At 63.9% G+C, this 16501-nt stretch carries 15 protein-coding genes; 6 read left to right on the top strand and 9 right to left on the bottom strand.

What is annotated here, in order from left to right; all coding sequences use genetic code 11:
- Positions 1-42 precede the first annotated feature (42 nt).
- Together AC3WQS_RS17055 and AC3WQS_RS17050 are read right to left on the bottom strand one after the other, a co-directional pair.
- On the bottom strand, positions 43-1131 hold the full coding sequence (locus AC3WQS_RS17055; RefSeq protein ID WP_019749020.1) for a PhoH family protein: 1089 nt from the start codon (positions 1129-1131) through the stop codon (positions 43-45).
- A gap of 112 nt (positions 1132-1243) precedes the next feature.
- Complete coding sequence (locus AC3WQS_RS17050; protein ID WP_019749021.1) at positions 1244-1939, bottom strand: TetR/AcrR family transcriptional regulator; 696 nt, start codon at positions 1937-1939, stop codon at positions 1244-1246.
- Between the two features lie 128 nt (positions 1940-2067).
- Here AC3WQS_RS17050 and AC3WQS_RS17045 point away from each other — a divergent pair, with 128 nt between their 5' ends.
- A complete protein-coding gene (locus AC3WQS_RS17045; RefSeq protein WP_133727543.1) occupies positions 2068-3672 on the top strand; it encodes an MFS transporter in 1605 nt (534 codons plus the stop codon).
- Here the strand turns inward: AC3WQS_RS17045 and AC3WQS_RS17040 are convergent.
- The 5 genes from AC3WQS_RS17040 to hrcA form a co-directional block, all read right to left on the bottom strand.
- Positions 3664-4440: an alpha/beta hydrolase family protein gene (locus AC3WQS_RS17040; protein WP_021333395.1), complete on the bottom strand. Its 777-nt coding sequence runs from the start codon at positions 4438-4440 to the stop codon at positions 3664-3666. The two genes, AC3WQS_RS17045 and AC3WQS_RS17040, sit on opposite strands and share 9 nt — an antisense overlap.
- A 14-nt stretch (positions 4441-4454) precedes the next feature.
- Positions 4455-5693, bottom strand: a complete 1239-nt coding sequence (locus tag AC3WQS_RS17035; RefSeq protein ID WP_492711500.1) for a L,D-transpeptidase — start codon at positions 5691-5693, stop codon at positions 4455-4457.
- 183 nt (positions 5694-5876) lie between these two features.
- Entirely contained in the window at positions 5877-6638 is a 762-nt protein-coding gene (locus AC3WQS_RS17030) for a 16S rRNA (uracil(1498)-N(3))-methyltransferase (protein ID WP_021333396.1), read from the bottom strand.
- A gap of 2 nt (positions 6639-6640) precedes the next feature.
- Complete coding sequence (dnaJ, locus tag AC3WQS_RS17025) at positions 6641-7792, bottom strand: molecular chaperone DnaJ (protein ID WP_019749026.1); 1152 nt, start codon at positions 7790-7792, stop codon at positions 6641-6643.
- 81 nt (positions 7793-7873) lie between these two features.
- Positions 7874-8917, bottom strand: coding sequence for a heat-inducible transcriptional repressor HrcA (gene hrcA / locus AC3WQS_RS17020; RefSeq protein ID WP_019749027.1), 1044 nt, complete (start codon positions 8915-8917; stop codon positions 7874-7876).
- A 157-nt stretch (positions 8918-9074) separates the two neighbouring features.
- Between hrcA and AC3WQS_RS17015 the strand changes: the two genes are divergently transcribed.
- Positions 9075-9398, top strand: a complete 324-nt coding sequence (locus tag AC3WQS_RS17015) for a type II toxin-antitoxin system VapB family antitoxin (protein ID WP_003944521.1) — start codon at positions 9075-9077, stop codon at positions 9396-9398.
- 26 nt (positions 9399-9424) lie between these two features.
- Here AC3WQS_RS17015 and AC3WQS_RS17010 read toward each other — a convergent pair whose 3' ends face one another.
- Both AC3WQS_RS17010 and hemW read right to left on the bottom strand, forming a co-directional pair.
- Positions 9425-10045, bottom strand: a complete 621-nt coding sequence (locus tag AC3WQS_RS17010; RefSeq protein WP_283567529.1) for a CG0192-related protein — start codon at positions 10043-10045, stop codon at positions 9425-9427.
- Positions 10046-10080: 35 nt separating this feature from the next.
- Positions 10081-11307: a radical SAM family heme chaperone HemW gene (gene hemW / locus AC3WQS_RS17005; RefSeq protein WP_029255651.1), complete on the bottom strand. Its 1227-nt coding sequence runs from the start codon at positions 11305-11307 to the stop codon at positions 10081-10083.
- A gap of 503 nt (positions 11308-11810) precedes the next feature.
- Here hemW and AC3WQS_RS17000 point away from each other — a divergent pair.
- From AC3WQS_RS17000 to AC3WQS_RS16985, 4 genes are read left to right on the top strand one after another with little or no spacing between them, the layout of a single operon-like run.
- A complete protein-coding gene (locus AC3WQS_RS17000; RefSeq protein ID WP_020908197.1) occupies positions 11811-13541 on the top strand; it encodes a nitrite/sulfite reductase in 1731 nt (576 codons plus the stop codon).
- Positions 13538-14281 (top strand): phosphoadenylyl-sulfate reductase, encoded by a 744-nt coding sequence (locus AC3WQS_RS16995; RefSeq protein ID WP_042952234.1) that lies wholly within the window; start codon positions 13538-13540, stop codon positions 14279-14281. Before AC3WQS_RS17000 ends, AC3WQS_RS16995 begins: the two co-directional genes overlap by 4 nt.
- Positions 14278-15213, top strand: a complete 936-nt coding sequence (cysD, locus tag AC3WQS_RS16990; protein ID WP_020908199.1) for a sulfate adenylyltransferase subunit CysD — start codon at positions 14278-14280, stop codon at positions 15211-15213. The genes AC3WQS_RS16995 and cysD overlap by 4 nt, the downstream gene beginning before the upstream one ends.
- Positions 15213-16499: a sulfate adenylyltransferase subunit 1 gene (locus AC3WQS_RS16985; RefSeq protein ID WP_492711504.1), complete on the top strand. Its 1287-nt coding sequence runs from the start codon at positions 15213-15215 to the stop codon at positions 16497-16499. The genes cysD and AC3WQS_RS16985 overlap by 1 nt, the downstream gene beginning before the upstream one ends.
- Positions 16500-16501: the final 2 nt, after the last annotated feature.

The following is a 16501-nucleotide window of genomic DNA, read 5'->3' as shown; positions in this document are numbered from 1 at the left end:
CGCTCTTTCCTGGGAAAAGTAGGGGTTGATGCGTCGATCAGCCTACCGTCGCGGTGAATGAGCATGTGCAGCGCGGCGCTGCGCCCGGTTTCCGACGGCCAACTCGCCGGACCGATCCGATTCGTGACGCTCGTAAGCGTCGACGATGTGGGAGACCAGCCGATGACGTACGACGTCACTGCTGTCGAGGGTGGCGAAATGAATATCGTCGATCCCGGTGAGGATTTCGGATGCCGCACGCAGACCCGAACGGGCCCCACCAGGTAGATCGACCTGGGTCACGTCTCCGGTGACCACGATCTTGGAACCGAACCCGAGACGGGTCAGGAACATCTTCATCTGCTCGGCCGTGGTGTTCTGCGCTTCGTCCAAGATGATGAAGGCATCGTTGAGCGTCCGGCCGCGCATGTAAGCGAGCGGAGCGACCTCGATGACTCCGGCCTGCATCAACTTCGGAATCGCCTCGGGATCCATCATGTCGTGCAATGCGTCGTGCAGCGGGCGCAGATACGGATCGATCTTCTCGTGCAGCGTGCCGGGCAGAAAGCCCAGTCGCTCGCCTGCCTCGACTGCCGGCCTGGTCAAGATGATCCGAGAGACCTGCTTGGCCTGCAACGCCTGAACGGCCTTGGCCATGGCGAGGTAGGTCTTGCCGGTGCCGGCCGGGCCGACTCCGAACACGATGGTGTTCTCGTCGATGGCGTCGACGTAGCGTTTCTGGTTGAGGGTCTTGGGCCGAATCGTCTTGCCCCGACGCGAAAGAATGTCGAGGGAGAGCACCTCGGCCGGAGACTCGCCGACCTCGTTGGTGAGCATGCCGATGGTTCGTCGAACAGCATCCGGTGCGATGGGTTGCCCCCGACCGGCCAGCGACGCCAATTCACTGAACACACGTTCTGCCAGCGCAACGTCTGCAGCCGTCCCCGACAATGAGACAGTTCCGCCACGTACGTGAATGTCGGCACGAAGCTCACGTTCGATCGCGGTGAGATTCTCGTCCGTCGCCCCCAGGATTTGGCGCACGGTCTCCGGCGCCAGATCCATACTCGAACGGACGGTGCGCTCTGCGGGCAGAGCGCGATCGGTGATGGTGGTTACACGGTTCCCGTCGAGTTCACTGTGTTCACTCACGTGGTGAATATGGCCTGCTTTCTGGTCCGATCAGCCCACTCGACTCGTGAGCCTCGATACTTCGAAGTCTAGCGCCAGAGTCGGACACGGCCCACTTGTTAATCGTCCCGGCCTAATCCTCGCGGCGACCGGACGGCAGCGATTCTCGGATCCATTCCGACGCTTCAGCGACGATCTCGGCGCTTCTGTCCGGACTGATACCCGCGATGACCAGGCATACGGCGGCAAAGGATTCGCCAGAGTCGGTGATGAGCCCACTGTTGGCCTGATCGAACAACGTGATCGTGATCGCCTCGGTCATCGCTACCAGAGTCTCGGCCGGCAGGTATGTCGAGAAGGTGCCGTCACGCTGACCTCGCTCGACGACGCTGATACTCACGGCGCGCGCGGGCTCCATTAAATCGAGAATCCGCTGCTCCCCCAACTCTTTGCGAGCAAAACTGAGCAGCATCCGGAATCGATCACCGACCGGCCATGACAGCAATGCCAGTACGGCAGTCGCCAGATCGGGGCGCTCGGGCGGCTCACCGGCTTGGCTCAGCGCAGCAACGAGATCGGTCGACGCCTCGTCCACGATGCCGTTGATCAGCGCCTCACGGCTGTCGAAATGCGCGTACACGGTTCGTCTGACCACACCGGCAGCCTTTGCGACGTCGTCCATGCTCGCATCCGGATCAGCAGCGAACGCCGTGATCGCCGCCTCGATGATGCGATTGCGATTCGCCGCGGCCTGACTACGACGCTGCCTTCCGCCCGATTCGGCAGTTCCCGAAACGACTGTGCCCGAATGCGTCAACGCGCGTTCCACCTCTTTCGACTGCCCAACTGTGATCTAGGTCAATCATAGTTGCACATCGGTGTGCAAGTTATTAACTTACACATCAGTGTGCAAATAGATCGAGGAGTCTCTTCGATCATCAGGAACGGAGTCGCGTCATGACGACACTCATGAGCAAACCTGTCTCGGAGATGGACCAGCCGTACTCACGGCGGTGGGCCGCGCTCGGGGTGTTGTGCCTGAGTCTGCTGATCGTCGTGATGGCGAATACCGCGCTGATCGTCGCGGCGCCGGACATGACCAGAGACCTCGGGCTCACCAGCACGCAACTGCAATGGGTCATCGACGGCTACACAGTCCCCTACGCCGCGCTGATGTTGCTGTTCGGCGTGATCGGTGACAAGTACAGTCGCCGCGGAGCGCTTCTGGCCGGACTCGCCGTGTTCGCCGGCGGCGCCGTCTTCGGCAGTATCGCGGACACCACCAACGCCGTCATCGCGGCACGAATGATCATGGGCGTCGGCGCCGCGATCATCATGCCCGCGACGCTTTCGCTTCTGGTCGCGACCTTTCCCAAGGCGGAGCGATCACGCGCCATCGCGGCGTGGGCGGCGACGTCGGGTCTGGCGATTGCCCTCGGCCCGCTGTTGGCCGGATGGATTCTCGACAGCCATTCCTGGAGCGTCACTTTCCTGATCAACGTCCCGATCGCCGCAGTCGCTGCCGTCGCCGCCGTAATCCTGGTGCCGCCGAGCAAGGCCGAGCACCTGGGCCGGATCGACTGGATCGGCGGAGCACTCTCGGTGGTCACCATCGGCTCGCTCGTGTACTCGATCATCAACGGATTCCACTTCGGGTGGACCGGCGGACCCATCGGCGCCGCCGTGCTCGCTGCGATCGGCCTCGTCTCGTTCGTCGTCTGGGAACTGCGTCACCCGCAGCCACTGCTCGACGTCCGCAAACTCGGCCAGCGCATGGTCGGCGGCGCGACACTCGCCGTACTTCTGCTCTTCCTGGCCGCCTTCGGTGCCATCTACTTCATCTCACAGCAGTTCCAGTTCATCCTCGGCTACGGCGCACTCGAAACCGGTGTTCGTCTGCTGCCCTTGGCAATTGCCGTTTCGATCGGCGCCGTGGTCAGTGGCCGGATCACTCCGCTGATCGGCGTCCGGGCATCCATCGTCGGCGGCATGGTCGTCGCCGCGGTCGGTGTTCTGATTCTCACGCAGGTAGACGGCGATTCGGGCTACTGGATGTTCGCTGTCCCACTGATCCTGCTCGGCCTGGGCATCGGCTTGAGTGAACCGCCGGCCACCGACGCCATCATGGACAACTTCTCCGAGGACGATCTCGGCGCTGCTGGTGGCCTCAACGACACCGCCATCGAACTCGGCGGCTCTCTGGGAATCGCGATCCTGGGCTCGATCCTCGCTGCGAGCTACAAGGATTCGATCGCAGGATTCATCAGCGGTATGCAGGTTCCACAGTTGACGGGTGAGCTGGCGCAACAGGCCGCGTACGCGATGGAGGTGTCGGGAGAATCCGTCGGCGGCGCTTCGTTGGTCGCCGAAGAGATGGCAGGCAACCCCTTGGCTGCAGCTCAGGCAGCGCCGTTGCTCGACGCCGCCGGCAGTGCCTACGCCGACGCGATTTCGGCGGCCAGCTGGGCGGGCGGCCTTGCACTGTTCGTGGGGGCAGTTGTCGTGGCGTTCATCCTGCCGGGCAAGAAGGCCCCTGTACAAGAAGGCCCCGTGTCAGTCTGACGTGCTCGGAGCCAGCGGGTCTTCGGCGAGAACCAACTCGCGGGAGACCCGCCAGGACTCGGTCGAGGGTGAGAGGAATGCGTCGTGTCCTTCGCCCTCGATCACGCGCAGTGCCACGGGATCACCAGCCGCTTCGGCAGCCTTCGCATACCGGGAGCTCACCTTGGCCGGCACCTGCAGATCCTCCGCACCCGTGACGCACACAACGGGTACGCCGATCGGCAGTCGATGCTGTGGCGACGCATTGCGATACAGATCCGGGTCCGCTTCGAACGGAACGCCGAACAGATCCTCGATGAAACTGATCCGTCGTCCACGCTCGCCTGCCGACGCCAGATCGAGTGCGGCAGCCTGCGCGATGACCCGTTCAGGCCGGGTGAACGTGTCCTTCTCCCCCGCCAGCCACACTGCAAGATGTCCGCCGGCCGAATGCCCGAGCAGGCGAATCTGATTCAGATCGAATTCGGCCGAGGACTTCGCGGCAACCAGTCCGGGGATTTCGTCGTACGCCGTTTTCACGTCGGCGGACATTTCCGGCCAACCACCGCCCGCCCCGAGGCGGCGGTATTCGATGTTCCACACTGCGACGCCGTGCCGCGCGAGTTCGACGGCAAATGCGGTGCCCAGATTCAATCCGTACTGCCCGCTCCAGAAGCCGCCGTGGATCTGCATGACGATCGGGATCGGGCCGTCAACCGCCTCGTCGGGAACGTAGAGATGCCCGAACTGTTGCTCGTGTCGGCCGTACGGAATCTTGAATCGAGGCACCGAGGAAATCTATCTCAGGCGAGGGCGCTGCCTGCGGCCCAGTCTGCCCACGAGAGGGTCCAGTCGCCGTTCTGCCACACCTCCAGCGGAGCCCCGCCGGTGTTCTTGATCTCGACGACATCCCCTGGCTGCGAGAAATCGAAGAACCATTTGGCATTGGCCGCACTGAGATTGAGGCAACCGTGCGAGGTGTCGGTGTTTCCCTGCGCCCAGACGGTGCTCTCCAACTCGTGAAGATAGATACCGTCCGTGCTGATGCGGGTGGCCCAGTTGATGGATTCCTTGTAGCCCAGGCGCGAGTTGATCGGCAGACCGTAGGTCGACGAATCCATGATGACGGGATTGGCCTTGTCCATCACGGTGTACGTGCCGGGCTGGGTCCAGAACGAGAGCGTCGTGCCGCCGATCGTTTCGGTGCCGCCCATACCCATCGAGGTCGGCATTTCCTTGATCACCTGACCGTTTTCGTAGACGGTCACCATCTTGGTGTTGTCGTCGGCGACCGCGACGTGGGAGTCGCCGATCTTGAAGGACACGGTGTCGTCCTGTTGGCCGTACAGTCCGTTGCCGAGTTGCTTGCCGTAGATGTTCGCGTTCACCGAGACCGTCGTGCCTGGTGCGTAGTAATTCTGCGGACGCCAGTGAACGTTCTGACCGTCGACCCAGTACCACGATCCTTGTACGGGCGGATTGGTGGTGACCACCAGAGACTTCTCGGCCGCGGCTTTGTCACCGATCAACTCGTCGAAATGAACGGCGACGACCGTGCCGACGCCGTACGTGCCACCGTCCGAAATCGAGGCGCCACCGGTGGTGTTGATGTACGCGCGAGTCTGATTACTCGGCGCGACGGTGGTCAGCGTCGTGTTCTTGGTCGTGGCAACACCATTCGCGTCGACGGCATCGACGACAAGCTTGTAGGTCTTGCCGTAACCGAGTGGTTCGCTCGGCTTCCAGGACGTCTTGTCAGGCGTCGTGATACCGGCGACTTCCTTACCTTCGGGATTGGTCAGCGCGACGGTCGTCAGTGTTCCCTTCGCGACCTGGACCTCGATGGGATCGAGGGGGCTCACGGGGGTTCCGCCGTCGGCGGGAGTGACGGTGACGAGCGCCTCGCTGTTCGGTGTGGTGGTGACGGCATTACCGGAAGAGCCCGGGTTGTCTCCGGTGGAGACAGTGCACCCCGCAACCAGCATCATCGCCGCCGCGGCACACACCGCTCCGGCAATTCGCATATGCGCACGTGACAACATCTGGCCTCCTGAAATCCCCGAACCAACTCACGCCGAAGGCGACCCCCGACGTCCTTACGATAGTGCGCAAATCTGACACTTCGCTGAGCGCCGGATCCGATTCAGCTCGGGATCACACCAACGTCAGTGCAGTCACAACAAGATCAGTGCAGTCACAACAAGATCAGTGCAGTCACAACAAGATCAGTGCAGTGGCCGTGGTCCCCAGCGATCGGTCAGCACTCCGATGGCGCCCAGAGCGACGGCTCCGGCAGTCGACGTGCGCAGGACCGTCGGCCCGAGAAGCACCGGAGTGGCCCCGGCCTCCGACAACGCACTGATCTCCGAATCGTCGAGCCCACCTTCGGGACCGACAACGAGAAATACCTCGTCCGCGCTCGCCAACGGCAAGCCGGCCAACGGCGTCGTCGCCGATTCGTGAAGCACCGCAACCACAGCGCCGCGGGCAACGGCGTCGCGAACCAACGCGATCACCGCCGCCGTCTTGTGCAGATCCGAAATCTCCGGGACGAACGCGCGTCTGGACTGCTTCGCCGCAGACACTGCGGCACTTCGCCAGCGTGCGACGCCCTTGGCGAGCTTCGGGCCTTCCCATTTGGCGACACAACGCAGGGACTGCCACGGAATCACGGCGTCGATACCAGCCTCGGTGGCCAGTTCGACGGCCAACTCGGAGCGCTCGGCCTTGGGCAGTGCCTGAATCAGGGTCACCAACGGCTTGGGCTGCTCGAGAACCTGAACGTCGCTGACCAACAGTTCGAGGCGATCCTTGCCGACGCTCGTCACCTCGGCGTCGGCTACCCGGCCACGGCCGTCGGCCAACACCAAACGCTCGCCGACACCGATCCGGCGGACAGTGGCCGCGTGGCGACCCTCCTGCCCGTCCAGAACTGCGATTTCACCGACGCCGGGAACCGGGTCGAGAAAGAAGACCGTTGCGGCCACCGTCAGCGGCCGCTGAATGCTTCGCGAAGACGCGAGAACAGACCACCGCTGTTCTGCGACGTCGTCGAAACGACCTCGGCCTCGTCACGATCGCGGAGCAGCTTGAATTCCTTGAGCAGCTTGGACTGCTTGTGATCGAGGCGGCTCGGGATGACCACCTCGAGGTGAGCGTGGACGTCGCCGCGCACTCCCGACCGCAGTTTCGGCATACCGTGACCGCGAAGAACAGCAACGTGCCCGGGCTGGGTGCCTGGCTCGATGGTGATTTCCTTGGGGCCGTCGATGATGGTGTCGACGGTGACGCTGGTACCCAGTGCTGCGTCGACCATGGGAACACGGATGGTGCAGTGCAGGTCTTCACCGTCCCGAACGAAGACGTCGTGCTGCTGCTCGACGATCTCGACGTAGAGGTCGCCGGGGTGTCCGCCGCCTGGGCCGACTTCACCCTGCGCAGTCAAACGGATGCGCATGCCACCGGCAACGCCCGCCGGAACCTTCACCGTGATGTCGCGCTTGGCCCGCACTCGGCCGTCGCCGCCACACTTGTGGCAGGGATCCGGGATGGTCTCACCGGCACCGCGGCACGTCGGGCAGGGACGCGAGGTCATGACCTGGCCGAGGAACGAGCGCTGGATGGACTGAACTTCGCCGGCACCGTTGCAGGTCTCACAGCGGACAGGCTTGGAGTCGCCGTTGGTTCCGGCTCCGGTGCAGCTGTCGCACAGAATGGCCGTCTCGACGGTCACGTGCTTGCTGACGCCCGTCGCACATTCTGCGAGGGTCAGCTTGGTGCGAAGCAACGAGTCGGCTCCGGGCTGAACGCGACCGCGCGGCCCACGACCTGCGCCGCCACCGCCGCCGAAGAAGGCTTCGAAGACGTCGCCGAGGCCACCGCCACCGAATCCGCCGCCGAAGCCACCACCTCCGCCGCCACCGGACTCGAGCGGGTCTCCGCCGAGATCGACGATGCGACGCTTCTCCGGGTCGGTCAGGACCTCGTAGGCCGTCGAGATCTCCTTGAACTTGGCCTGCGCCGCCTCGTCAGGGTTGACGTCCGGGTGCAGTTCGCGTGCCAGCTTGCGGTAAGCGCGCTTGAGCTCCTGGTCTGTCGCGTTCTTGCCGACGCCGAGCAATCCGTAGTAATCCCGTGCCACGTTGAGTCTCTCGTCCTTCTCTTACTTCTAGGTTTTCCTCAGTCCTCGCGAGGAGGTGTGCCGACCAAATGTCGACGTCCGTCATCGCTCGGAGAGAACTTCGCCGATGTATCTGGCAACGGCGGCAACCGATGCAATTGTTCCCGGATAGTCCATCCGAGTGGGTCCGAGCACACCGACACCACCGAAAACGGTACCGGCCGCGCCGTAGCCAGTCGAAATCACGGAGGTTCCGCGCATCTGTTCGACCTGCGTCTCTTCACCGATCTGGACGGTGACCGTGCCGGAATTCTGAGTCGCAGCGAGCAGTTTGAGGACCACTACCTGCTCTTCCAGTGCTTCGAGCACTGCGCGCAGCGAACCGGGGAAGCCGGCCAGACCGGAGAAATCGGCGGCGTTGCGCGTGAGGTTGGAGGTTCCGCCCAGAACGAGGCGATCTTCCGGATGTTCGACCAGGGTCTCGACCAGAACCGTTGCCGACCGGATCACGGCGTCGCGCAGGTCGGCCGGAGACTCGTCGGCCAGTTCCGCCACGGCAATCGACGCGGCGGCCAGGCGCTTGCCTTCCAGGGCCCCGCCGAGAAGCGCGCGCAACCGGGAAAGGTCTTCGTCTTCGAGGACGTCCCCGAGTTCGACGATTCGCTGATCGACGCGGCCGGAATCGGTGATGAGAACGAGAAGCAGGCGCGCCGGCGTCAATGCGACCACCTCGAGGTGGCGAACCGACGACGCGGACAGCGACGGGTACTGGACAACCGCGACCTGACGGGTCAGTTGCGCGAGCAGTCGCACGCCGCGGCGCAGAACGTCGTCGAGGTCGACACCCGACTCCAAGAACTCGAGGATCGCTCGTCGCTCGGGCCCGGACATGGGCTTGACGTCGGCGATGCGATCGACGAACTCGCGGTATCCCTTGTCGGTGGGGACGCGGCCGGAACTGGTGTGCGGTTGGGCGATGTAGCCCTCGGCCTCGAGGAATGCCATGTCGTTGCGCACAGTGGCGCTCGACACTCCGAGGTTGTGACGCTCGACCAGGGCCTTGGATCCCACCGGGTCCTGGGTGGAGACGTAATCGGCCACGATTGCACGTAAGACCTCGAAACGCCTGTCGTCGGTACTCGACATCGTTGCCACCTCCGTTTCCTGAACAGAACGAACACCGACATTTACACATCGGTTCCCACTGGCAGTCTAATCGCCCGAGCGCCAGAGACGGCTGTTGCCCTTACTGTGGAGCGAGATCGGCGAAGGGTCGATCGCACAACCATGGACAAGGCGGCACATGATCTTCAAAGGCGTGATGGACGGCAAACCGTATCCCGATCACGGACTGTCTCTACGCGACTGGTCGAAGTTCCCTCCACGTCAGGTTCGACTCGACGAGATCGTGACCACCACGAAGGTCCTCGAACTCGATCGCCTGCTGTCGGAGGACTCGACCTTCTACGGCGATCTGTTCCCTCACGCAGTGCAGTGGCGCGGCACTCTCTACCTCGAGGACGGCCTGCACCGAGCGGTTCGTTCGGCCCTGCGAAACCGCGTCGTGCTGCACGCGCGTGTCTTCGACTTCGACGCGATGCCCGGTGTCATCGAGGGCGTCCGCTGACGCTCACGCGACTCAGGCGCCGAGACTCAACCGACGAACGCGAGCAGTGCGGGATTCGGCTGCCCCGGCCAGGTTCCGGTGAGCGTCGCCGAGCCTGACACTCGATCTGCGTCGATCACTCTCACCACGGTCAATTCCAGTTCTCCCGCGCTGATGATCGTGTCGGTGCCGACTGTCGAGCAGGTCACCGATTCGACTTCCGGTACGGAAGCGCCGGCCGTACCGCTGCCTACTACGTGAGCCGTCACCGGGATGTGATCGGCGGAGTCCGCGAAAACCAGATCGACTCCGGCCCCACCGGTCAGAATCGCGGTCGCCACCGCGCTCACGTAGACCGGATCGCAGCAAGCGTCGTACACCCACCGCTCGCCCAGTACCGAATGATCCATGGTCGCGATCAGCGCAGTCTCCGCCCCGTCCAGCGGAGCACCACGATAAGTGAGCGGGACCTGAAGAATTCGACCGTCGGCAGAGCGGAGCAGATGCGTCTCGACTCCGACCTCGCCGTCCGGGTCGTCGAAACGATAGGCGTCGACGCGTTCGAGCGTCGAACAGTCGACCGACCCGATCCATGGCTGCTTGGGCACCCACGCTCGGAGCAGGTCGTTCTTGGACGGATTCAGCTGCGCACGATGAATGATGGCCACCACGGCCACATTACGCGGCAAAGGATGGTGCCGCGTCAGGTCAGGATCGTGCGAATCACCGCATCAGCGAGCAGGCGACCACGGTCGGTGAGAACCACGTGATCGTTCTCGATCACGGCCAACCGGTCGACTACCACCTGGTCGGCCGAAAGGCGTTCGGATGCAGACAGTTCCGACAACGGAAGTCCCGTACGCAACCGCGCGGTCAACATGACGCGCTCCATGTGTTCGTCCTCGGCGGTCAGTTCTTCGCTGCCGCCGACGGGAAGTTCACCGAGGGCCAACTGTTCCGCGTACCGTGCCGGGTGCTTGACGTTCCACCACCGCACTCCGCCGACGTGACTGTGCGCGCCCGGTCCGGCGCCCCACCAGTCACCACCGTCCCAGTAGCCGAGGTTGTGACGGCACCGGGTGTCACCGGAGTCCGCGGTTTCCGCCTTTGCCCAGTTGGAGACCTCGTACCAGTGCAAGCCGGCCTCGGACAGGCGTGAATCGATTCGTTCGTATCGTGAGGCCAGCACGTCGTCGTCCGGCGCGGGCAGCTCGCCGCGCCTGACCTTGCGAGCCATGGCGGTGCCGTCCTCGACGATCAACGCGTAGGCCGAGACGTGGTCGACATCGGCGGAGAGAACCGCATCGAGTGAGGCGTCCAGATCTTGGTCTCGCTCCCCTGGCGTTCCATAGATCAAATCCAAGTTCACGTGCGAAAAACCAGCTGCACGAGCCTCTTTCGCGGCAGCGACGGCGCGGCCGGGAGTGTGGGTGCGGTCGAGGATCTTCAGGACGTGCTGAGCCGCGGACTGCATGCCGAGGGAAATGCGGGTGAATCCCGCACTGCGGAGAGCGTCGAAGAATTCCGGCGACGTCGATTCGGGGTTCGATTCCGTGGTCACTTCGGCGCCGGACGCCAAGCCGAAGCTGCTGCGAACCGCCGACAGCACGTCGGACAGCCCGTCGCCACCGAGCAGCGACGGCGTTCCACCGCCCACGAACACCGTCTCCGCCGCCGGGGCGCCCGTCATCTCGGCCGCGAGATCGAGTTCGCGTCGCAGACCCTCCAGCCACGACTGCGGCGACGCCGAGGTTCCGAGCTCACCAGCCGTGTAGGTGTTGAAATCGCAGTACCCACACCTGGTGGCACAGAACGGGACGTGGATGTAGATCCCGAACGGCCGTTTCCCGACACCCTCGAGCGATCGCGCGGGCAAGGCGAAGGGGGTCGCCTCGCTCTGTCGAGTGGGAGTCGTGCTGGTGGCATTCACGCCTCCAGTGTCCCAGCATCCGGAACGCACACCTATTCAGCCTGCGATGCAGGTCGGCGCGTGACCTGAACTCGATATTTCCCCCGTTTTTCGTGGAAATATGCGCCCGAGTCGGAATTATCGAGTTGACGTGGCACAATGGTCCGCATGACCGGACTCGGAGTGCGACTTGTGGCGCGTCGCCATGTCGACTTCAAGCGTGTGTGCAGCTCGTCGTGTCTGCACCTGTGTAGCTGTTGATCTTTCACTGATCTTCCAGCCTTTCCCGCTCATCTCCATCTGCTTCACCGAAACAACTCTCTGCAGAGACACGTCGTTTCAGAGATACAGCTTCTCCAGCTGTTCGTTTTCGTGAGCACACCTGCCGGCCGCGAGCTTTCCGAGACCGAGGACAGCCCCCTCGATTTCCGACACGGACCGGTGCGTCCCGATCAGACACCGCCACAGTTCGTCGATAGTGCGTGCCGCGTGCCGATCAACCGCCCAGATCCAGGAGTTCATCGATGACGTCGACCACCGACGCCGCCACACCCGCCGATTCGGCAGCACCTGCCGAAGCCCGGCCCGCACGCGCTGCACGTCCCGCCAAGCGTCGCGCCGAAGGTCAGTGGGCCCTCGGTTACCGCGAGCCGCTCAACGCCAACGAGCAGGCCAAGAAGGACGACAACCCGCTCAACGTTCGGGCCCGCATCGAGAACATCTACTCCAAGCAGGGCTTCGACAGCATCGACAAGGGCGACCTTCGCGGCCGCTTCCGCTGGTGGGGTCTCTACACCCAGCGCGAAGAAGGCTACGACGGCACCTTCACCGGCGACGAGAACATCGACCTGCTCGAGGCCAAATACTTCATGATGCGCGTGCGTTGCGACGCCGGCGCTCTCAACGTCGAGCAGCTGCGCACCATCGCCGGCATCTCGAAGGAATTCGGCCGGAACACCGCCGACCTGTCCGACCGCGAAAACGTCCAGTTCCACTGGATCGAGGTCGAGAACGTTCCGGAGATCTGGAAGCGCCTCGAAGCCGTCGGACTCAAGACCACCGAAGCGTGCGGTGACTGCCCCCGCGTCGTCCTCGGTTCTCCCCTGGCCGGCGAATCGCTCGACGAGGTCCTCGATCCCACCCCGGCGATCGACGAGATCGTGCGCCGCTACATCGGCGACCCCAAGTACTCCAACCTGCCGCGCAAGTTCAAGACCGCCATCTCCGGTCAGCAGGACGTCGTTCACGAGATCAACGACATCGCCTTCATCGGCGTGAACCACCCCGAGCACGGCCCGGGCCTCGACCTCTGGGTCGGCGGCGGACTGTCCACCAACCCGATGCTGGCGCAGCGCGTCGGCGCCTGGATTCCGCTCGACGAGGTCCCCGATGTCTGGGAGGGTGTCGTCTCGATCTTCCGTGACTACGGCTACCGCCGTCTGCGCGCGAAGGCAAGGCTCAAGTTCCTCATCAAGGACTGGGGCATCGAAAAGTTCCGCGAGGTTCTCGAGACGGAGTACCTCGAGCGCCCGCTCATCGACGGCCCCGCGCCGGAGAAGCCCAAGCGCCCGATCGACCACGTCGGCATCCAGAAGACCCGCAACGGCCACAACGCAGTCGGCTTCGCTCCGATCGCCGGCCGCGTCTCGGGAGACATCCTGGCTCAGGTCGCCGACGCCGCGGAGAAAGCCGGCAGCGACCGGATTCGCTTCACGCCGTACCAGAAGCTGATCATCCTCGACGTCGCCGACGAGACGCTCGAGCCGCTCATCGCCGATCTCGACGCGCTGGGCCTTCCCGCCCGTCCGTCGCACTGGCGCAAGAACCTGATGGCCTGCTCCGGCATCGAGTTCTGCAAGCTCTCGTTCGCCGAGACACGCAAGCGTTCGCAGGTGCTCGTGCCCGAACTCGAACAGCGTCTCGCCGACATCAACAGCCAGCTCGACGTGCCGATCACCATCAACATCAACGGTTGCCCCAACTCCTGCGCTCGCTCGCAGATCGCCGACATCGGCTTCAAGGGCCAGCTCGTCGACGACGGTGAGGGGAATCAAGTCGAGGGTTTCCAGGTTCACCTGGGAGGCAGCCTCGGATTCGACAGCGCCTTCGGACGCAAGCTGCGCCAGCACAAGGTCACCAGCGTCGAGATGGGTGACTACATCGACCGCGTCGTACGTCAGTTCGTCAAGAACCGCAACGAAGGTGAACGGTTCGCCGAATGGGCAGTGCGCGCAGACGAAGGAGATTTGCGATGACAGTGGACATTTCGCGAGCAACCGCCGACGAGCTTCGGTCCATCGCCGAGCGCGGTGCCGTAGAACTCGACGGAGCCAGCGCACAGGAACTGTTGCAGTGGACCGAGGACACGTTCGGTGACGGGGCGAGCGCAGCGACGGGGGATCGTAGCGGTTACATTGTTGCGTCGAACATGCAGGATGGTGTGCTGGTTCACCTTGCCGCACAGGTGCATCCGGGCGTCGACGTACTCTTCCTCGACACCGGCTACCACTTCCCCGAGACCATCGGCACGCGTGACGCGGTCGAGCAGGTCTACGGCGTCAACGTCATCAATGCACGCGCGCTGGCAAGCGTCGCCGAGCAGGATGTCGCCGAGGGCAAGGATCTGTTCGCCCGTGATCCCAACCGCTGCTGCGCATTGCGCAAGGTCGCACCCCTCAAGCAGACACTGTCCGGCTACAGCGCGTGGGTGACCGGCATCCGCCGCGTCGAAGCGCCCACCCGCGCCAACGCTCCCCTGATCTCCTTCGACGACGCCTTCGGCCTCGTGAAGATCAACCCGATCGCTCCGTGGTCTGACGAGGAGATGCAGAACTACATCGACACCAATTCCATCCTCGTCAATCCTCTTGTCGACGAGGGCTATCCGTCCATCGGCTGCGCACCCTGCACCAGCAAGCCAGCCCCCGGCAGCGATCCGCGTAGCGGTCGTTGGGCCGGTGCCTCCAAGACAGAATGCGGGTTGCACGCATCATGACAGTTGACTTGACACTTTCACGTCCTCAGCTCGACGGCACACAGTTCGATACTCTCGACGCCCTCGAGTCCGAAGCGATCCACATCTTCCGAGAGGTAGCCGGCGAGTTCGAACGCCCGGTCATTCTCTTCTCGGGCGGTAAGGACTCCACCGTGCTGCTGCATCTGGCGATCAAGGCCTTCTGGCCTGCGCCGCTGCCGTTCACCCTGCTGCACGTCGACACCGGCCACAACCTGCAGGAAGTTCTCGACTTCCGCGATCACGTCGTGGCCAAGTACAACCTGCGCCTGCACGTGGCCAGCGTCGAGGAGTACATCGCGGACGGTCGCCTCACCGAGCGCCCCGACGGTATCCGCAACCCGCTGCAGACCGTTCCGTTGCTGGACGCGATCTCCGAGAACCGCTTCGACGCCGTCTTCGGTGGCGCTCGCCGCGACGAGGAGCGCGCCCGCGCCAAGGAGCGGATCTTCTCGCTGCGCAACGCTTTCGGCCAGTGGGATCCCAAGAAGCAGCGCCCGGAACTGTGGAACCTCTACAACGGTCGCCACTCCCCCGGCGAGCAGGTGCGCGTCTTCCCGCTCAGCAACTTCACCGAGCTGGACATCTGGCGTTACATCGCCCGCGACAACGTCGAACTCGCCAGCATCTACTACGCCCACCAGCGTCCGGTGTACCAGCGCGACGGCATGTGGATGACCCCCGGAGTCTGGGGTGGTCCGGCTGACGGCGAAGAGCTGCAGACCCTTTCGGTGCGTTACCGCACCGTCGGCGACGGTTCGACCACCGGTGCTGTTCTCTCCGATGCAGCTGACAACGAAGCGATTCTCGCCGAAGTTGCGGCATCACGTTTGACCGAGCGCGGCGCGACCCGTGGCGACGACCGAGTTTCCGAAGCGGCCATGGAAGACCGCAAGCGAGAGGGCTACTTCTGATGAGCGATCTGCTCAGACTGGCAACTGCCGGCAGCGTCGACGACGGAAAGTCCACACTCGTGGGCCGCCTGTTGTACGACACGAAATCCGTTCTCGCCGACCAGATCGACGCCGTGACCCGTGCGTCGGTGGACCGCGGTCTCGACACCCCTGACCTGTCGCTCCTGGTGGACGGACTGCGCGCCGAGCGTGAGCAGGGCATCACCATCGACGTGGCGTACCGCTACTTCGCGACCCCCAAGCGCACCTTCGTGCTTGCCGATACACCGGGCCACGTGCAGTACACCCGCAACACGGTCTCCGGCGCCTCGACGGCTCAGCTCGTGATCCTGCTGGTCGATGCTCGCAAGGGCGTCATCGCGCAGACTCGTAGGCACGCAGCGGTTCTTGCGTTGCTCGGTGTCCCGAAGCTCGTTCTCGCCGTGAACAAGATCGACCTCGTCGAGAAACCCGAAGAGGTATTCACCTCGATCTCCGCCGAGTTCAACGAACTCACCAGCTCACTGGGCTGGGCAAGCGAAGACGTCGTCGAGATCCCGGTATCGGCACTGCACGGTGACAACGTCGCCATCCGCTCCGACAAGACCCCGTACTACACCGGCCCCACGCTGATCGAGCACCTCGAGTCGATTCCGGTCGACGCCGAGCCGCATCGCGTCGGCCTGCGTTTCCCGGTGCAGTACGTGATCCGTCCGCGTACCGCCGAGTTCCTCGACTACCGCGGATACGCCGGCCAGGTTGCCGCCGGTTCCGTCGTACCCGGCGACGAAGTGGTGATCCTGCCCTCGGGTACGCGCACCACCGTCACTCGTATCGACACGGCCGACGGCGAACTCGACGTCGCCCACGCGGGGCGCAGCGTCACGCTGATCCTGGCCGACGACGTCGACGTCTCTCGCGGCGACACCATCGCCTCGCCGTCTGACGCACCCGAGCCGATCGGCGAATTCGACGCCACCGTCTGCTGGTTGGCCGAGAAGTCGCTGCGCCCCGGCGCACGTCTGCTGCTCAAGCACGGCACGCGCACGACGCAGGCCATCGTCGGCAGCTTGGTGGAGCGCTTCAACGAGCAGGATCTCACCACGGATCAGGGCCCGGATACTCTCGAGCTCAACGAGATCGGCAAGATCTCGATCCGCGTGGCCGAGCCGATCGTGGCCGACGACTACGCAGTGAACCGCCACACCGGCAGCTTCCTGTTGATCGATCCCGCTGGTGGAAACACTCTCGCAGCCGGCTTGGTCGGCGACGTCATTTCCGCTGTCGAATTGGGCGAGCGCGTCTAAGT

It is taken from the genome of Rhodococcus sp. FW305-130, assembly GCF_058788335.1.
Note: the sequence above shows the minus strand (reverse complement) of the source record. Positions and strands in the feature narration are given on the sequence as shown.

Bases quoted from the DNA above. Each gene is read 5' to 3' on its own strand.
- AC3WQS_RS17045 (WP_133727543.1), top strand. From the start codon at position 2,068: ATGACGACACTCATGAGCAAACCTGTCTCGGAGATGGACCAGCCGTAC.
- AC3WQS_RS17035 (WP_492711500.1), bottom strand. From the start codon at position 5,693: ATGTTGTCACGTGCGCATATGCGAATTGCCGGAGCGGTGTGTGCCGCG.
- hrcA (WP_019749027.1), bottom strand. From the start codon at position 8,917: ATGTCGAGTACCGACGACAGGCGTTTCGAGGTCTTACGTGCAATCGTG.
- AC3WQS_RS17015 (WP_003944521.1), top strand. From the start codon at position 9,075: ATGATCTTCAAAGGCGTGATGGACGGCAAACCGTATCCCGATCACGGA.
- AC3WQS_RS17000 (WP_020908197.1), top strand. From the start codon at position 11,811: ATGACGTCGACCACCGACGCCGCCACACCCGCCGATTCGGCAGCACCT.
- AC3WQS_RS16995 (WP_042952234.1), top strand. From the start codon at position 13,538: ATGACAGTGGACATTTCGCGAGCAACCGCCGACGAGCTTCGGTCCATC.
- cysD (WP_020908199.1), top strand. From the start codon at position 14,278: ATGACAGTTGACTTGACACTTTCACGTCCTCAGCTCGACGGCACACAG.
- AC3WQS_RS16985 (WP_492711504.1), top strand. From the start codon at position 15,213: ATGAGCGATCTGCTCAGACTGGCAACTGCCGGCAGCGTCGACGACGGA.